The 16882-nt window shown below is 70.4% G+C and carries 14 protein-coding genes; 8 read left to right on the top strand and 6 right to left on the bottom strand.

What is annotated here, in order from left to right:
- Positions 1-170: 170 nt before the first annotated feature.
- The 4 genes from ACZ4Z2_RS19035 (at position 171) to ACZ4Z2_RS19020 (ending at position 5946) form a co-directional block, all read left to right on the top strand.
- Positions 171-1739 (top strand): protein kinase domain-containing protein, encoded by a 1569-nt coding sequence (locus ACZ4Z2_RS19035; protein WP_468077422.1) that lies wholly within the window; start codon positions 171-173, stop codon positions 1737-1739.
- A 492-nt stretch (positions 1740-2231) separates the two neighbouring features.
- Positions 2232-3455 carry a pyruvate dehydrogenase (acetyl-transferring) E1 component subunit alpha gene (gene pdhA / locus ACZ4Z2_RS19030; RefSeq protein WP_468077420.1) on the top strand — a complete coding sequence of 408 codons (1224 nt, stop codon included), beginning with the start codon at positions 2232-2234 and terminating at the stop codon, positions 3453-3455.
- A gap of 2 nt (positions 3456-3457) precedes the next feature.
- Positions 3458-4477, top strand: coding sequence for an alpha-ketoacid dehydrogenase subunit beta (locus ACZ4Z2_RS19025; protein ID WP_468077418.1), 1020 nt, complete (start codon positions 3458-3460; stop codon positions 4475-4477).
- An 11-nt stretch (positions 4478-4488) separates the two neighbouring features.
- Positions 4489-5946 (top strand): dihydrolipoamide acetyltransferase family protein, encoded by a 1458-nt coding sequence (locus ACZ4Z2_RS19020; protein ID WP_468077416.1) that lies wholly within the window; start codon positions 4489-4491, stop codon positions 5944-5946.
- Positions 5947-6063: 117 nt separating this feature from the next.
- On the opposite strand, the gene ACZ4Z2_RS19015 is transcribed toward ACZ4Z2_RS19020, so the two are convergent.
- Together ACZ4Z2_RS19015 and ACZ4Z2_RS19010 are read right to left on the bottom strand one after the other, a co-directional pair.
- Positions 6064-7131 carry a BRO-N domain-containing protein gene (locus tag ACZ4Z2_RS19015; protein WP_468077414.1) on the bottom strand — a complete coding sequence of 356 codons (1068 nt, stop codon included), beginning with the start codon at positions 7129-7131 and terminating at the stop codon, positions 6064-6066.
- A 186-nt stretch (positions 7132-7317) separates the two neighbouring features.
- Complete coding sequence (locus ACZ4Z2_RS19010; RefSeq protein ID WP_468077412.1) at positions 7318-8169, bottom strand: D-alanyl-D-alanine carboxypeptidase family protein; 852 nt, start codon at positions 8167-8169, stop codon at positions 7318-7320.
- A 299-nt stretch (positions 8170-8468) separates the two neighbouring features.
- On the opposite strand from ACZ4Z2_RS19010, the gene ACZ4Z2_RS19005 reads away from it, so the two are divergent.
- Positions 8469-9155 (top strand): GntR family transcriptional regulator, encoded by a 687-nt coding sequence (locus ACZ4Z2_RS19005; RefSeq protein ID WP_468077411.1) that lies wholly within the window; start codon positions 8469-8471, stop codon positions 9153-9155.
- Positions 9152-10462 (top strand): MFS transporter, encoded by a 1311-nt coding sequence (locus ACZ4Z2_RS19000; RefSeq protein WP_468077409.1) that lies wholly within the window; start codon positions 9152-9154, stop codon positions 10460-10462. The genes ACZ4Z2_RS19005 and ACZ4Z2_RS19000 overlap by 4 nt, the downstream gene beginning before the upstream one ends.
- 96 nt (positions 10463-10558) lie before the next feature.
- Here ACZ4Z2_RS19000 and ACZ4Z2_RS18995 read toward each other — a convergent pair whose 3' ends face one another.
- Positions 10559-11383 (bottom strand): maleylpyruvate isomerase family mycothiol-dependent enzyme, encoded by an 825-nt coding sequence (locus ACZ4Z2_RS18995; protein ID WP_468077407.1) that lies wholly within the window; start codon positions 11381-11383, stop codon positions 10559-10561.
- Between the two features lie 236 nt (positions 11384-11619).
- On the opposite strand from ACZ4Z2_RS18995, the gene ACZ4Z2_RS18990 reads away from it, so the two are divergent.
- Entirely contained in the window at positions 11620-12414 is a 795-nt protein-coding gene (locus ACZ4Z2_RS18990; protein WP_468077405.1) for a carbon-nitrogen family hydrolase, read from the top strand.
- Positions 12415-12505: 91 nt separating this feature from the next.
- On the opposite strand, the gene ACZ4Z2_RS18985 is transcribed toward ACZ4Z2_RS18990, so the two are convergent.
- On the bottom strand, positions 12506-13000 hold the full coding sequence (locus tag ACZ4Z2_RS18985) for an LURP-one-related/scramblase family protein (protein WP_468077403.1): 495 nt from the start codon (positions 12998-13000) through the stop codon (positions 12506-12508).
- Between the two features lie 176 nt (positions 13001-13176).
- On the opposite strand from ACZ4Z2_RS18985, the gene ACZ4Z2_RS18980 reads away from it, so the two are divergent.
- A complete protein-coding gene (locus tag ACZ4Z2_RS18980) occupies positions 13177-15027 on the top strand; it encodes a thioredoxin-like domain-containing protein (protein ID WP_468077401.1) in 1851 nt (616 codons plus the stop codon).
- 49 nt (positions 15028-15076) lie between these two features.
- Here the strand turns inward: ACZ4Z2_RS18980 and ACZ4Z2_RS18975 are convergent, their stop codons facing one another.
- Complete coding sequence (locus ACZ4Z2_RS18975) at positions 15077-15316, bottom strand: DUF6458 family protein (protein WP_468077400.1); 240 nt, start codon at positions 15314-15316, stop codon at positions 15077-15079.
- A 119-nt stretch (positions 15317-15435) separates the two neighbouring features.
- Positions 15436-16734: a M18 family aminopeptidase gene (locus ACZ4Z2_RS18970; RefSeq protein WP_468077398.1), complete on the bottom strand. Its 1299-nt coding sequence runs from the start codon at positions 16732-16734 to the stop codon at positions 15436-15438.
- Positions 16735-16882: the final 148 nt, after the last annotated feature.

Below are 16882 nucleotides of genomic sequence, written 5' to 3'. Positions count from 1 at the left end.
GGGTTTCATGGCCGGTCAACCTCTGAATTCACCTTGATTCCGCCGCGAGCCCCTCGATGGCGGTCGCGCGTCCAAGTCGGACCGGCCCCTTGCGTGAAGGCTGTAGCGTGGCCGACGGAGACCGTAACAAGAACCGCGCGGACCGCGGGCAGAAACGACGGCGAGGACTGATGGCACAGCAGCAGCGCTCTCAGGGCCCGTCCGACCCCGAGGCGACTGGCGGCGGAATGTCAGACGCGCCGGAACAGTGGGGCAACGGCGGGCTTGTCGGCGACGGTCGTTACCGGCTGACGCACAGACTCGGCCGGGGCGGCATGGCCGAGGTGTTCGCCGCCGAGGACGTACGCCTCGGTCGTACGGTCGCGGTCAAACTGCTGCGTTCCGACCTCGCCGAGGACCCCGTCTCCAAGGCGCGCTTCACGCGCGAGGCGCAGTCCGTGGCCGGCCTCAACCACCACTCCATCGTGGCGGTCTACGACTCCGGCGAGGACGTCGTGAACGGCACCCCCGTGCCGTACATCGTCATGGAGCTGGTCGAGGGCCGCACCATCCGTGACCTGCTGCTCAACGCCGAGGCACCGGGCCCCGAGCAGGCGCTGATCATCGTCTCGGGTGTCCTGGAGGCGCTCGCCTACTCCCACCAGCACGGCATCGTGCACCGTGACATCAAGCCGGCCAACGTCATCATCACCACCAACGGCGCGGTGAAGGTGATGGACTTCGGCATCGCCCGCGCCCTGCACGGCGCGTCCACCACGATGACCCAGACCGGCATGGTCATGGGCACGCCCCAGTACCTGTCGCCGGAGCAGGCGCTCGGCAAGGCCGTCGACCACCGCTCCGACCTGTACGCCACGGGCTGCCTCCTCTACGAACTGCTGGCGCTGCGCCCTCCCTTCGTCGGCGAGACCCCGCTCTCCGTGGTCTACCAGCACGTCCAGGACATCCCGGTCCCGCCCTCCGAGGTCGCCGAGGCGGCGCCGCCGGAGCTCGACGGGCTTGTCATGCGCTCCCTCGCCAAGGAGCCCGACGACCGTTTCCAGACGGCCGAGGAGATGCGCGGCCTCGTCCAGTACGGCCTGCAGATGCTGTACGACCAGGGCGGCCACACGGGCACCTGGAACACCGGGCCCGTGACCATGCACGAGGGCCGGCACACCCCGCCGGGCGGTATGGCCGGGACGGCCGTCATGCCCCACCCCGGCGAGGGCACCTCGCAGATCCCGCAGCCGATCCTGCCCGGCTACGGCGGCGGCCGTGACGACGGCGGCTTCGAGGGCGGCGGCAACCGGGGCAGCGGCCGCGGCAAGCTGTGGATCCTCGCGGTCCTCGCGGTGATCGCCATCGCCGCCGGCGTCGCCCTGGCGCTGAACGGCAACGGCGAGAAGACCGGCAACGGCAACGAGGTCACCAAGTCGCCGTCGGCCTCCTCGTCCAGCAAGGACAAGAAGGACGACGAGTCGCCGAGCGCCGAGGAGAGCCAGGACGACTCGGGCGGCGGCACCGACTCGGGGAACAACCAGAACTACACGCCCTCGGTTCCGCAGACGCCGAGCTTCAGCGAGAAGCCCACGCAGAGCGAGCCGGCCGAGCAGCCGACCAGCGAGGAGCCCCCGGAGGAGGAGCCGACGAACTCGGAGGAGCCCGAGCCCCCGGTGAGCTCCCCGCCCGGCGAGGAGACCGGCGGCGCCGACGCCGGCGGTCTGACGAGCGGTGTCACCGGTGGCGAAGAGGAGTGACGGAGCGAGGCCCCCTTCCGGGGGCCTTTTCCCTTGCGTGCTCCCATACGGGCGTTACGTGCTCCCATACGGGCGTTGTGGGCTCCCATACGGGGTTTCTTGTGGGGTTTTCGTACCGGCGCGCCGAGCGCCCCCTAACGGCCCTCGAAGAGAACTCTTCCCGTGGCCGGGGTGGCCGGGATAACGTGCCGGTGTTCCGGCCCCCTGCCGGGCTGTGACCAGTGCTGTGACCAGCAGGTGTTCCCTCCCGACCCGACTTACTTGGATCCCCTAGTACCGAAATACTTGGAAATCCAAGGAAAATCCCAGGTCAGTAGGGGTTTCACAGGAATGTGGAGCACTGGGTAACGTGCCTCGTGCAGGGCGCTCGCCGGGGCACCTGTCACGTCTGTTCCCGGCCAAGGGCACCCACCCCGTGCACGGGTTCCGGGATCAGGCGAGCCGCACTGGTCTTCCGGCAATCCCGGGGGCCGGACCGACGGAGGAGCACACGTGACCGTGGAGAGCACTGCCGCGCGCAAGACGACGCGACGCAGCGCCGCAGGCAAGACCGGCAGCACCGGCAGCAAGGCGGCCGGCACCACCGGCACCAGGCGCGCCACTGCGAAGAAGACGACCGGCGGCGCCGAGCCCGAGCTCGTCCAGCTGCTGACGCCCGAGGGCAAGCGCGTCAAGAACGCGGAGTACGACCCGTTCGTCGCCGACCTCACCGACGACGAGCTGCGCGGCCTGTACCGCGACATGGTGCTGACCCGTCGCTTCGACGCCGAGGCCACCTCCCTGCAGCGCCAGGGCGAGCTGGGCCTGTGGGCGTCGCTGCTCGGCCAGGAGGCCGCCCAGATCGGCTCCGGCCGCGCCACCCGCGAGGACGACTACGTCTTCCCGACCTACCGCGAGCACGGCGTCGCCTGGTGCCGCGGCGTCGACCCGACCAATCTGCTCGGCATGTTCCGCGGCGTGAACAACGGCGGCTGGGACCCGAACGGCAACAACTTCCACCTCTACACGATCGTCATCGGCTCCCAGACGCTGCACGCCACGGGCTACGCCATGGGCATCGCCAAGGACGGCGCCGACTCGGCGGTGATCGCCTACTTCGGCGACGGCGCCTCCAGCCAGGGCGACGTCGCCGAGGCGTTCACGTTCTCCGCGGTCTACAACGCGCCCGTCGTGTTCTTCTGCCAGAACAACCAGTGGGCGATCTCCGAGCCCACCGAGAAGCAGACCCGCGTCCCGCTCTACCAGCGCGCCCAGGGCTTCGGCTTCCCGGGCGTCCGCGTCGACGGCAACGACGTCCTGGCCTGCCTCGCGGTCACCAAGTGGGCGCTGGAGCGCGCCCGCCGGGGCGAGGGCCCCACCCTGGTCGAGGCGTACACGTACCGCATGGGCGCCCACACCACCTCCGACGACCCGACCCGCTACCGCCACGACGACGAGCGGGTGGCCTGGGAGGCGAAGGACCCGATCGCGCGCCTGCGCAGCTACCTCGAGTCCGAAACCGACACGAACGAGGGATTCTTCGCGGAACTCGAAGCGGAGAGCGAGGCGTTGGGAAGGCGAGTGCGCGAAGTGGTGCGTGCCATGCCCGACCCGGACCACTTCGCCATCTTCGAGAACGCGTACGCGGACGGGCACGCGCTGGTGGACGAGGAGCGCGCGCAGTTCGCCGCGTACCAGGCGTCGTTCGCCGACGTGGACGTAGAGGAGGGCAAGTAGCGATGACCACGCAGACCGCGACATCGGCGTCGGCGCCGATCTCGGCGCCGAAGAACATGGCGCTGGCCAAGGCGATCAACGAATCGCTGCGCACGGCCCTCGAAGCCGACCCCAAGGTCCTCGTCATGGGCGAGGACGTCGGCAAGCTCGGCGGCGTGTTCCGGGTGACGGACGGCCTCCAGAAGGACTTCGGCGAGGACCGGGTCATCGACACCCCGCTCGCCGAGTCGGGCATCGTCGGCACGGCCATCGGCCTCGCCCTGCGGGGTTACCGCCCGGTGGTCGAGATCCAGTTCGACGGCTTCGTCTTCCCCGCGTACGACCAGATCGTCACCCAGCTCGCCAAGATGCACGCCCGCTCGCTGGGCAAGGTCAAGCTGCCGGTCGTCGTCCGCATCCCCTACGGCGGCGGCATCGGCGCCGTCGAGCACCACTCGGAGTCCCCGGAAGCGCTGTTCGCGCACGTGGCGGGCCTGAAGGTGGTCTCGCCGTCGAACGCGTCGGACGCCTACTGGATGATGCAGCAGGCCATCCAGAGCGACGACCCGGTGATCTTCTTCGAGCCGAAGCGCCGCTACTGGGACAAGGCCGAGGTCAACCCGGACGCGATCCCCGGCCCCCTGCACAAGGCCCGTGTCGTCCGTGAGGGCACGGACCTCACCCTCGCCGCCTACGGCCCCATGGTGAAGCTCTGCCAGGAGGCCGCCGACGCGGCCGCCGAGGAGGGCAAGTCCCTGGAGGTCCTGGACCTGCGGTCGGTGTCCCCCCTGGACTTCGACTCCATCCAGGCGTCCGTGGAGCGGACCCGCCGGCTGATCGTGGTCCACGAGGCCCCGGTCTTCTTCGGCTCGGGCGCCGAGATCGCCGCCCGCATCACCGAGCGGTGCTTCTACCACCTGGAGGCACCCGTCCTCCGGGTCGGTGGCTACCACGCCCCGTATCCGCCGGCGCGTCTCGAGGAGGAGTACCTGCCGGGTCTGGACCGGGTGCTCGACGCCGTCGACCGCTCGCTGGCGTACTGAGGGAGAGGTCCGTGACGACGATGACAGACACGTCCCCGCGCGAGTTCAAGATGCCCGACGTGGGCGAGGGACTCACCGAGGCCGAGATCCTCAAGTGGTACGTCCAGCCCGGTGACACCGTCACCGACGGCCAGATCGTCTGCGAGGTCGAGACGGCCAAGGCCGCCGTCGAACTGCCCATCCCGTACGACGGCGTCGTACGCGCCCTGCACTTCCCCGAGGGCACCACCGTCGACGTCGGCACGTCCATCATCGCGGTGGACGTGTCGGGCGGCGCCGCCCCGGCACCGGCCGAGGAGGCCGCGCCCGAGAAGCCCGCCGCGGAACCGGTCGCCGAACCGAAGCCCGCGCCCGCGCCGGCGAAGCCGGAGGGCCGCAAGCCGGTCCTCGTCGGCTACGGCGTCGCCGAGTCGTCCACGAAGCGGCGCCCCCGCAAGGGCGTCCCGCCCGCCGCGGCGCCCGTCGAGGACACCCTGTACGGTGCCACCGCCCTCCAGGGCGTCCAGGGCGAGCTGAACGGCCACGGCCCGCACGGCGTCACCGCACCGCGCCCGCTGGCGAAGCCGCCGGTGCGCAAGCTGGCCAAGGACCTGGGCGTCGACCTCACGACGGTCACCCCGTCCGGCCCGGACGGCATCATCACCCGCGACGACGTCCACGCGGCGGCGGCTCCGCCGAAGGCGCCCGAGCCGGTCATGGGGACGCCCCCCGCGCCCGCCCCGTCCACGGCCCCCGCCGCCCCGGCGCCGGTGGTGTCGTACGACGGCGCCCGCGAGACGCGCATCCCCGTCAAGGGCGTCCGCAAGGCGACGGCCGCCGCGATGGTCGGCTCGGCGTTCACCGCGCCGCACGTCACCGAGTTCGTCACGGTCGACGTGACGCGCACGGTGAAGCTGGTCGAGGAGCTCAAGCAGGACAAGGACATGCAGGGCCTGCGGGTGAACCCGCTCCTGCTGATCGCCAAGGCCCTGCTGGTCGCGATCAAGCGCAACCCGGACATCAACGCCTCCTGGGACGAGGCGGCCCAGGAGATCGTGGTCAAGCACTATGTGAACCTGGGCATCGCCGCCGCCACCCCGCGCGGTCTGATCGTGCCGAACATCAAGGACGCGCACGCGAAGACGCTGCCGCAGCTCGCCGAGTCCCTGGGCGAGCTGGTCTCGACGGCGAAGGAGGGCCGCACCTCCCCGGCCGCCATGCAGGGCGGCACGGTCACCATCACCAACGTCGGCGTCTTCGGCATCGACACCGGCACGCCCATCCTGAACCCCGGTGAGTCGGCGATCCTCGCCGTCGGCGCGATCAAGCCGCAGCCGTGGGTCCACAAGGGCAAGGTCAAGCCGCGTCAGGTCACGACCCTGGCGCTCAGCTTCGACCACCGGCTGGTCGACGGGGAGCTGGGGTCCAAGGTCCTCGCGGACGTCGCGGCGATCCTGGAGCAGCCGAAGAGGCTGATCACCTGGGCGTGACACCGCCTTGTGCCGGATAGGCTCATGGTGAAGGGGCCGGTCGCAACTTCGTCTTGCGACCGGCCCCTTCGTCCTGGCCCGCCCGGGCCCCGTCAGCGCTGTGGATCAGTGCTGCGATCAGCGCTGGTTGAGCACGTACACCGGCGCCCCGTCCTCCGTCGCGCCCTGCGGGCGGATGCAGGCGTGCTTGCGCAGCAGCCGCAGGCAGTCGTTGACGCGCGGCACGGACAGCCCCGTACGGGCGGCGATCGCCTCCAGCGGTTGACGCAGCTCCCCCTCTTCGACGAGCACCGGGGCGATCACCACGGCCACCGTCCACACATCCGCCGTCACCGACAACCGCTCCCGCCAGTCGGCCAGCACCGACTCGGTGGTGGGGTGCGTCTCGAACGCGGTGGCGGAGGGGGCCGGGCGTTCGACGGAGAGGGCGTCGAGCCGGTTGGCGATGCGCTCCATGGCCTGAGCCATGGCTTGCTGGGCGACGAGACCGGCGCGCTGCATCTCGACCATCTGCTGCTGCGTCTCCAGCATCTTTTGCTGGGTGTCCACCATCTGTTGCTGGGTGTCCACCATCTGTCGCTGTGTCTGCAGCATCGTCTGCTGCGTCTCCAGCATTTGCTCTTGCAGAGCGAGTGACTTCTGCTGGGCCATGGCGAGTTGCTCGTCGGCCTGGAGGTTGCGCTCCTCCAGCCGCACGATGGCGTCGGCGATCTGCTCGGGCATGGCGTAGGCGATGGGGGCGCCGGGGCCGACTGGTTGGACCTCGGCCTCCTCCAGCGTGTAGGAGCCCTCGCGCTGAATGGTCTCGATCACTTCGGCGACCCACTGCTTGAAGGGCGCGCACTCCGGCTTGGTGCAGGCTCCTACGAGCAGGATGAGACCTTGCAGAGAGATGACGTTCAAGTCTCGACGCCACTCTCTACCTGCGGGAATGCCGAGACCGTAACCCCCAGTTAGGGTCTCAAGAATCTCTCGATGGTCGTCCGGGACATGGTCCGAGAGTGCCTTCTGCGTGTTGGTGTGCCCCAACCGCTTGCATACGTCCACCGCCGGGAACCAATGCGTCCCGTCCGGCATGGTCAGTCGGCGGACGCGGGCTCCGGTGGCCGCGTACACGAAGTCACCGGCGTCGATGGCGTCGCGCTGCGTGCGGGGGTCGGGTTGGTGCTTGCTGGGTTCGATCATGTGAACCACCTCCGCTGCGGAACGTAGGGCGGAGGAAATCGAATATGCCAGCTGAATGGGTGATGTTCACTATCGCGAGCGAAGATCCGGGGACCGGCTTGCGGGGGAACGCCGAAGGGGGCCACCGCTGTCGGCGGTGGCCCCCTTCGTACCTCCTGGAAGGTGGCCCGAGGGCTGTTCTCAGGATCAGACGGCGAAGCCGTAGTTCAGCAGCTTCTTGGCGTCGATGGCGCGGTTGTCGATCGTCGAGGACGCGAGAACTGTGCCGATGATCGTCTTGCCGTTGCGGGTGGCGGCGAAGACCAGGCAGTACTTGGACTCCGGGCCGGAACCGGTCTTCACGCCGATCGTGCCGCTGTAGGTGCCCAGCAGCGGGTTGGTGTTGGTCCACGGCGCCATCGTGCGGGTCGCGCCGGACTTGGTGATCGTCTTGGCCGTGTACGACTTCGTCTTCACGACCGACTTGAACGTGGTGTTCTTCATCGCGGCCCTGGCGAGCTTCGTCAGGTCGCGCGGCGTCGAGTAGTTGGCGCCGTTGCCGATGCCGTCGAAGGAGTCGAAGTGCGTGTTCGTCAGGCCGAGGCTCTTGGCCTTGCTGTTCATCTTGGAGATGAACGACTTCACGCGGGCCGAACGGGTCGAGCCGGTGCCGTACTTGTCGGCGAGGGCGTAGGCGGCGTCGCAGCCGGACGGCAGCATCAGCCCGTAGAGCAGCTGGCGGACGGAGACCTTGTCGCCGACGATCAGCTTGGCGTTGGAGGCGTAGTTGTTGGCGACGATGTAGTCGCTGTACGCCTTCTGGACGGTCACCTTGCTGTCGAGGTTGAGGTTCGACTGGCTGAGCACGACCAGCGCGGTCATGATCTTGGTGGTGGAGCCGGTGGAACGCTTCGTGTCGGCGGCCTTGGTGTACAGGCTCTTGCCGGTACCGCTGTTCATCACGTAACCGCCCGCGGCGGTGATCGTCGGCTTCGCGGGAGCGGCTTGCGCCGGAGCGGAGCCGAGAACGCCGGTGGCGACCAGCGCACCGGTGGTCATGACTACGGCAGCGGCTCTGCGGACACGTGCACCCTTTATGGCGGTAATCAAGTCAAGTACCCCGATTGTGTCAAATGTCTGAGGAGCGCGGCCGGTTGGAAGCCGGGTCGGCAGGCACAGCAGGGCCGCTTCTCGTGTGACAAGTGAGTAGCACAAAAGGTTGTGCCGCGGGTGGCACGGGGGTCAATTCAGGTCCATCTCACAGCTTCCCGACGGCTCCAGGATGGGTGTCGCAGGGGGTTCGTCCCGGATCGTGGACGGGGCGGGCGATGCGTACGTGTTGTATCTATGCTGTGGCCATGGCCTCCGCAGCACCCTCGAAGCCCCGTTCGCCCGCAGCCCCGGCCGTCAAGCGTCCTCCGGCCGCCGACCGTGTGTACACGCATGTCAAACAGGGTGTGCTGGAGCGTCGCTACGAGGGCGGGACGCTGCTGACCGAGGGTGAGCTGGCCGAGGCGGTCGGGGTGTCCCGCACGCCGGTGCGGGAGGCGCTGCTGCGGCTGGAGGTCGAAGGGCTGATCAAGCTCTATCCGAAGAAGGGCGCGCTGGTCCTGCCGGTCTCCGCGCAGGAGATCGCGGACGTGGTCGAGACCCGGCAGCTCGTCGAGGAGCACGCGGTCCGCAAGACGGTCCCGGCGTCACCCGGGCTCATCGCCCGCCTCGAAGAGCTGCTCGAACAGCAGAAGGCGCAGGCGGCCGCCGGGGACCTGGCAGGCGCGGCGGTGACGGACCGCTGTTTCCACGCCGAGATCGTCCGCAGCGGCGGCAACGAGATCCTCTCCCGCCTCTACGACCAGCTCCGCGACCGGCAGCTGCGCATGGGTGTCGCCGTCATGCACGCCCACCCCGACCGCATCACCAAGACGCTCACCGAGCACGAGGAGATCCTCCAGGCGCTGCGCGGGGGTGACGCGGAGGCGGCCGTGAGCCTCGTCCACCAGCATGTGAACTGGTTCTCCAACCTGGCGCGGGGGGAAGTCCGTTGAGTCGCCCCGCCCCGTCCCCGTCCGCGCTGCCCGGGGACCCGCCCGGCGGCCGCCGTGCCCTCGCCGTCTGGGGCATCGGTGTCTCGGTCTACTTCGTCGCCGTCATCTTCCGTACGTCGCTGGGGGTGGCCGGCCTCGACGCCGCCGACCGCTTCCATGTGAGCGCCTCCGCCCTGTCGACGTTCTCGATCCTCCAACTCCTTGTGTACGCGGGCATGCAGATACCCGTGGGTCTGCTGGTGGACCGGCTCGGCACCAAGAAGGTGCTGACACTGGGAGTCGTGCTGTTCACAGCCGGCCAGATCGGCTTCGCGCTGGCGCCGTCGTACGGCATGGCGCTGGCCTCGCGGGCGCTGCTCGGCTGCGGTGACGCGATGACGTTCATCAGCGTGCTGCGGCTCGGCAGCCGTTGGTTCCCGGCGCGGCGCGGGCCGCTGATCGCGCAGTTCGCCGGGCTCGCCGGCATGGCGGGCAACCTGGTGTCGACGCTGGTGCTGGCCCGGCTGCTGCACGGCGTGGGCTGGACCGCGGCGTTCGCGGGCAGCTCGGTCGCCGGGCTCGTCGTCCTCGTCCTCACCGCGCTGTTCCTGAAGGACCACCCGGACGGGCACGAGCCGGCGTCCTTCCCGCACCAGGGAGCGGCGTACGTGCGGCGGCAGATCGTGGCGTCCTGGCGGGAGCCGGGCACCCGGCTCGGGCTGTGGGTGCACTTCACCACGCAGTTCCCGGCGATGGTGTTCCTGCTGCTGTGGGGGCTGCCGTTCCTGGTGGAGGCACAGGGGCTGAGCCGGGCCACCGCCGGTGACCTGCTCACCCTCGTCGTCCTGTCCAACATGGTGGTCGGACTGGTGTACGGCCAGATCGTCGCCCGGCACCATGCGGCGCGGCTGCCGCTGGCGCTCGGCACGGTGCTCATGACGGCGGCGGTCTGGGCGGCCACGCTGATCCACCCCGGTGAGCACGCGCCGATGTGGCTGCTGATCGTCCTGTGCGTGGTGCTCGGCGCCTGCGGTCCGGCTTCGATGCTCGGGTTCGACTTCGCCCGTCCCGCGAATCCGCCGGAACGGCAGGGCACCGCCTCCGGAATCACCAACATGGGCGGTTTCGTCGCCTCGATGACGACCCTGCTGGCCGTCGGTGTCCTCCTCGACCTCACCGACGACAACTACCGCGTGGCCTTCTCCGTCGTCTTCGTCCTCCAGGCCCTGGGGCTGACCCAGATCCTCCGCCTGCGCGCCCGAGCGGCCCGCCGCGAACGCGAACGGCTGGTCGCCAGCCGCGTGGAGACGGTGCACGTACCCGTGTGAGGGCCCACTCCGGGCCGGGTCCGAGTGAGCGGGCCGGTGGAGTGAGCGGGCCGGTGGAGTGGGCGGGCGGAGCGGTTGTCGCTCCGCTGTCGTCCGCTACACCGTCACCGCGAAGGCGTGGAGGATGGCTGCGATCAGGTGCGGGTCGCCCTCCGCCTTGATGCGGTCGGCGACCCTGTCGGCGGTGACGCGGCCGCAGGCGAGGCGGACGTAGGTCTCCCAGTCCAGGGTGAGGGTGGCGGCGGGGCCGAGCGCGGGTGAGGTCTCCAGGGTGCCGCGGCCCTGGATGTCGACGCGGACCGTGCGGATGAACTCCACCGGGCCGTGCACGTCGAGGACGACGGCCGAGCTGCGCGGGGCCTGCGCGTCCTCCGCGACGACCTTCGGCAGGACGGAGAGCAGTTCGTCCCGCACGATGTACGCGCCCGGCGAGTCCAGGTTCCCCGGCCGGCCCAGCGCCGCCCGCAGGTCCTGCTCGTGGACCCAGGTGTCGAACGCGCGGTTGCGCATGGCCTGTTCTAGGGTCAGTTCCGTGCCGAGCGGGCCGCGCACCTTGTGGTCCGGCTGCCGCGACTCGTTCCGCAGCTGGCGGTTGCGGCGGATGATCGTGTACTCCAGCTCGGACGTCATCTCCGGCGCCGTGTGATGGCGGCGGGCGTCGACCTGCATCTCCATGTACCGCTGGTGCTCGGTGCGCACGTGGTACAGGTCGCGCGGGAGGGTGTGGATCGGGCGCGGGTCGCCGAGCATCTCGCAGTCCATGCCGATGACATGGGAGACCACGTCGCGCACCGACCAGCCGGGGCATGGTGTCCGCCTGTTCCACTCGCCCTCCACGAGCGGCGCCACCAACTCGGCTATCGCGTCCACTGCGTGGGTCCAGGCGTCGGCGTAGGGCTGAAGAGTGGGATGCAGACTCACGGAACGGGACCCCTCGGGCGGTCGGTACGTGTCAGTACGGTCGGTACGTGTCGGCTACGTGGCGGCGGGTGGTCTTCGGTGGGGGCGTCGGCGTTGACGGCGGTGAGTGGGCGTCGGCGGCGGTCAGTGGGTGCTGTGGAACGTTAAGTTACGCTGCTGTGCGGCACCCCGGCAGTGCTTTCGTGTGACGATCGTAGGCCCGTGTTTGACGGCTCGAATGCCAGGACGGTGGTAGTGTGCGCGCCTCGCTCCTTCAGATCGGTGTAGACGAGGGCGAATCGGTCGATTCGCGTAGGCGACGGGTGGCTTCGCTGGTCCGTGAGCAGGCCGGTGCCGATCTCGTCGTCCTCCCGGAGCTGTGGACCACCGGCGCGTTCGCGTTCGAGTCCTTCACCGCCGAGGCCGAGCCGCTCGACGGGCCGACCCACGAGGCGATGGCCAAGGCGGCGAGCGACGCGGGCGTCTGGCTGCACGCCGGCTCGATCCCCGAGCGGGACCCCGAAGGCCCCCTCTACAACACGTCCCTCGTCTTCTCCCCCTCCGGTGAGCTCGCCGCCGCCTACCGCAAGATCCACCGCTTCGGCTTCGACAAGGGCGAGGCCGTGCTGATGGGCGCGGGCGCCGAACTGGTGACGGTCCGGCTGCCGGCGACCACCCTCGGCGTGGCCACCTGCTACGACCTCCGTTTCCCCGAACTCTTCCGCGGCCTCGTCGACGCGGGCGCCGAGACCTTCGTCGTCCCCGCCGGCTGGCCCGAACGCCGGCGCGCCCACTGGACGCTGCTGGCCCGGGCCAGGGCCGTCGAGAACCAGGCGTACGTCCTCGCCTGTGGAACGGCGGGCACGCACGCGGGAGTTCCGCAGGCCGGTCACTCGATCGTGGTCGACCCGTGGGGAGAGGTGCTGGCCGAGGCGGGCGCCGACGAGGAGGTCCTCACCGTGGAACTCGACCCGGCGAAGGTGGCGACGACCCGCGAGCAGTTCCCGGCCATCAAGGACCGGCTGCTGGGCCTGGAGCCCCCGCGCCGCTGACCCCCGCGCCGCTGACCCCCCGCGCCGCTGCCCCCCGCCCGCCGCTGACCCATCGGCCCGGTCGGCCGCGGCGCAGCCCTCCTGGCCCTCTTCAGCCGATGCCCCTCTCCCGTTCCGCCAGGTTGATCACGCACACCGTCACGGCGATCAGCAGCGACGGGTCCGCGTCCTCGCGGACGACGTCCAGGCCGTACGTCTCCCTGACGTGCAGCCATCTGCGGGAGACGACGGCGAGGGCCTCGCCCTGGTACTCGATGAGGAACTCGCGGTCGAGGACCTTGCCGCTGACGTCCAGTTCCGTGCCGTCCGTCAGCGACACCCGGTAGTGGTTGCGCAGCAGGGACAGGCGTTTGCGGCGAACCGTGGCGAGGGGCTCGCCCTCCCGCTCGATCTCCATGGTGTCGCGCAACGCCAACCACTTCTTGCGGATGACGATCAGGACCCGCCCCGCGGTGTCCTTCAGCTCGAAGGTCTCCCGCAGCCGCAGGGCCTTGCCGTCGACGAGGAAGACCTTCCTGCCGTGGTCGTCCTCGATCCAGTAGTCGTCACCGATCCCGAGGATCCGGTCGCGTACGAGGAATCTCATGACCTCAGGCGTTCCCCGGCGCCCGCCGCCAAACGTCGCCGTTGGGCCGAAAGGGCGCAGGTCCCGGCCCTGGGCGTACGTTGTCCACAGGCGGGGGCGGACGTTTGTCCACAGGGTGTGCCGAGGGTTTTCCACAGGCTCCGCGGCGGACCGGGCACAAGTGGCACCCTTGATCCATGAGCGATTCCACGACCCAGCACCCCGCACCCCGCCGTGTCCGTGTCCGCGCCCCCGAGCTGGTCGGCAAGGGCGGCTGGCTGAACACGGGCGGGACGCAGTACACCCTCGCTGACCTGCGGGGGAAGATAGTGCTGCTGGATTTCTGGACGTTCTGCTGCATCAACTGTCTGCATGTCCTGGACGAGCTGCGGGAGCTGGAGGAGAAGCACCGCGACACCGTGGTCGTCATCGGGGTGCACTCGCCGAAGTTCGCGCACGAGGCGGAGCACGCGGCGGTGGTCGACGCCGTCGAGCGGTACGGGGTGGAGCACCCGGTCCTCGACGACCCGGAGCTCGCCACCTGGAAGCAGTACGCGGTACGGGCCTGGCCGACCCTCGTCGTGATCGACCCCGAGGGATACGTGGTCGCCCAACACGCCGGCGAGGGCCATGCGCACGCCATCGAGCGGCTCGTCACCGAGCTGGAGACCGAGCACGAGGCGAAGGGCACCCTGCGGCGCGGCGACGGACCGTATGTGGCGCCGGACCCCGAGCCGACGGTGCTGCGCTTCCCCGGCAAGGCGCTGCTCCTGCCGGACGGGGACTTCCTGGTCAGCGACACCACCCGGCACCAGCTGGTGCGGCTCGCCCCGGACGGTGAGACCGTCGTCCGCCGGTACGGCGCCGGTGAGCGCGGCTTCGTGGACGGCAGCGCCGAGCACGCCCGTTTCAGCGAGCCGCAGGGTCTGGCGCTGCTGGACAGCGGGACGGTGGTGGTCGCCGACACCGTGAACCACGCGCTGCGCCGCCTCGACCCGGCCACCGGCGAGGTCTCCACCCTCGCGGGCACGGGCCGCCAGTGGTGGCAGGGTTCGCCCACCTCCGGCCCGGCCTGGGAGGTCGACCTGTCCTCACCGTGGGACGTGGCCGTCTTCGCCGGCAAGGTGTGGATCGCGATGGCCGGTGTCCACCAGCTGTGGACGTACGACCCGGAGGACTGCACCGTGGCCGTGGCGGCGGGCACGACGAACGAGGGACTCGTGGACGGCCCGGGGGCCGAGGCATGGTTCGCGCAGCCGTCGGGGCTCGCGGCCACCGCGGACCGGCTGTGGCTCGCCGACTCCGAGACGTCCGCGCTGCGCTGGGTCGATCTCGACGGGGCGGTCCACACGGCGGTCGGCACCGGACTGTTCGACTTCGGGCACCGCGACGGCGCCGCCGACCAGGCGCTGCTCCAGCATCCGCTCGGGGTGACGGCCCTGCCCGACGGCTCGGTGGCGATCAGCGACACCTACAACCACGCGCTGCGCCGCTACGACCCCGCCACGGGCGAGGTGACGACCCTCGCGACGGACCTGCGCGAGCCGAGTGACGCGGTGCTCGTCAGGGACGACATCGTGGTCGTCGAGTCCGCCCGCCACCGGCTGACCCGGCTGCGGCTGCCCGAGGAGACGGTGAAGGTCGAGGCCGTCGCTCACCGGACCCGGCGCGCGGCCACCGAGGTCGCGCCCGGAGACCTCCGGCTGGACATCGTGTTCCGGGCGCCGGCCGGGCAGAAGCTCGACGAACGGTACGGCCCGTCGACCCGTCTGCTCGTCTCCTCCACGCCGCCCGAACTGCTGCTGCGGGGCGCGGGCGCGGACACGGCCCTGTCGCGCACGCTGGAGCTGGACCCCTCCATATCCGAGGGCGTCCTGCACGTCTCGGCGATGGCGGCGTCCTGCGACGACGACCCGGCCAACGAGTACCCGGCCTGCCATGTGCACCAGCAGGACTGGGGCGTGCCGGTCCGGGTGTCGTCCGGTGGCGCGGACCGGCTGCCGCTGGTGCTCGCGGGAATGGACGAGGACACACCCGGCCTCGGCTGAGCCCGTCGGCCCTCGCCGCCCTCGTCGTTCTCCTCGCCCACCGGGGCGGTCACACGCCGCCGTAGCCGTCCCGGTGGTGGTGCCGCTCCTCGTCGATGACGGGTGTCGTGGACGGCACCACGACCCGCCTGCGCTTGGCGATGCTGCTGAACGTCGCGACGCCGATGAGTCCGACGATCATGAAGATGATGCCGACCAGGTCGAGGTTGACCCCCTGCATGTCCCAGTCGGTGGCGAACGTGAGGATGGCGCCCACGGCGATCAGAATGATGCACCCGCCCAAACCCATGAGTGTTCCCTCCCAGTCCGGTTGGGTCGGCCGGTCGTTCCGGTCGTTCGGTCCTACCGGTGGACTCCGGGTACCCGAACTGGCTTGCCAGTAACAGGTGGGGGCCGGGTGGGTGCCGGTCAGCCCTCCAGGAACGCGGCCAGGGCGTTCGCCAGGAGGTAGGGGTCCTTGGCGCCGCAGAGTTCGCGGGCGCTGTGCATGGAGAGGATGGCGACGCCGATGTCGACGGTCTGGATACCGTGCCGGGCCGCGGTGATGGGGCCGATGGTCGTGCCGCACGGCATGGAGTTGTTGGAGACGAACGTCTGGAACGGAACGCCGGACTTCTCGCAGGCGGCGGCGAACACGGCGCGGCCCGAACCGTCCGTGGCGTAGCGGTTGTTGACGTTCACCTTGAGGAGCGGGCCGGCGTCGGCGCGCGGGTGGTGCGTGGGGTCGTGCCGCTCGGCGTAGTTGGGGTGGACGGCGTGACCGGTGTCGGAGGACAGACAGATCGTGCCCGCGAAGGCGCGGGCCCGGTCCTCGTACGAGCCGCCGCGGGCGAACACCGAGCGCTCCAGGACCCCGCCGAGGAGCGGTCCGTCGGCGCCGGTGTCGCTCTGGGAGCCGTTCTCCTCGTGGTCGAAGGCGGCGAGGACGGGGATGTACGACGGGCCGTCACCGGAGGTGGCGACCGCGGCGAGCGCCGCCGTACCGGCGTGCACGGAGAGGAGGTTGTCCATGCGGGGGCCGGCCAGCAGTTCCTTGTCGCGGCCCAGGTAGGCGGGCGGTTCGACGGAGTGGGTCATCAGGTCCCAGCCGGTGACCTCGCCGGCCGGCAGGCCCAGTTCCTGCTCCAGGAAGGCCATCAGGTCGCCGTCGCGGATGTCGTCGCCAAGGCCCCAGACGGGCTGGAGGTGGCGCTGCTTGTCGAGCTTCAGACCCTCGGAGGAGACGGAACGGTCGAGATGGATGGCGAGTTGGGGCACGCGGAGAAGGGGCCGGTCGATGTTGACCAGGCGGTTGGTGCCGTCACGCAGCGAGAGCCGGCCGGCGAGGCCGAGGTCGCGGTCCAGCCAGGAGTTGAGCAGCGGGCCGCCGTAGATCTCGACGGCGACCTGGCGCCAGCCGTGGGCGCCGCTGTCGGGGCGCGGCTTGACCCGCAGGTTGGGGGAGTCGGTGTGGGCGCCGACGACACGGAACGGCGTATGGGGTTCGGCGCCCTCCGGTACGTACCAGGCGATGATCGCGCCGCCGCGCAGCACGTACCTGCCGCCCAGGGAGCCGTCCCACGCGTCCGTCTCGGACACCTGGCGGAAGCCGGCCTTCTCCAGCCGCTCCGCGGCGTTCGCCACCGCGTGGTACGGGGACGGGCTTGCCGCGAGGAAGGTCATCAGGTCGTCGGTGTGGCCGCGATCGAAGCGTGGGGGTGTGCGCATGGGGTTCACCTTAACGACGTACGAGGGCCCGCTCCCGGCGTTGGGAGCGGGCCCTGGTGTGAGGAGTGGGGGACGGTGTGGTGGACGGCCGGGCAGGGCCCGTCCACCACCCGGCCCGGCCGGCGGGTGACCTCGGCCCCGGTGGCGG

It is taken from the genome of Streptomyces sp. NPDC030183, from assembly GCF_055573455.1.
Note: the sequence above shows the minus strand (reverse complement) of the source record. Positions and strands in the feature narration are given on the sequence as shown.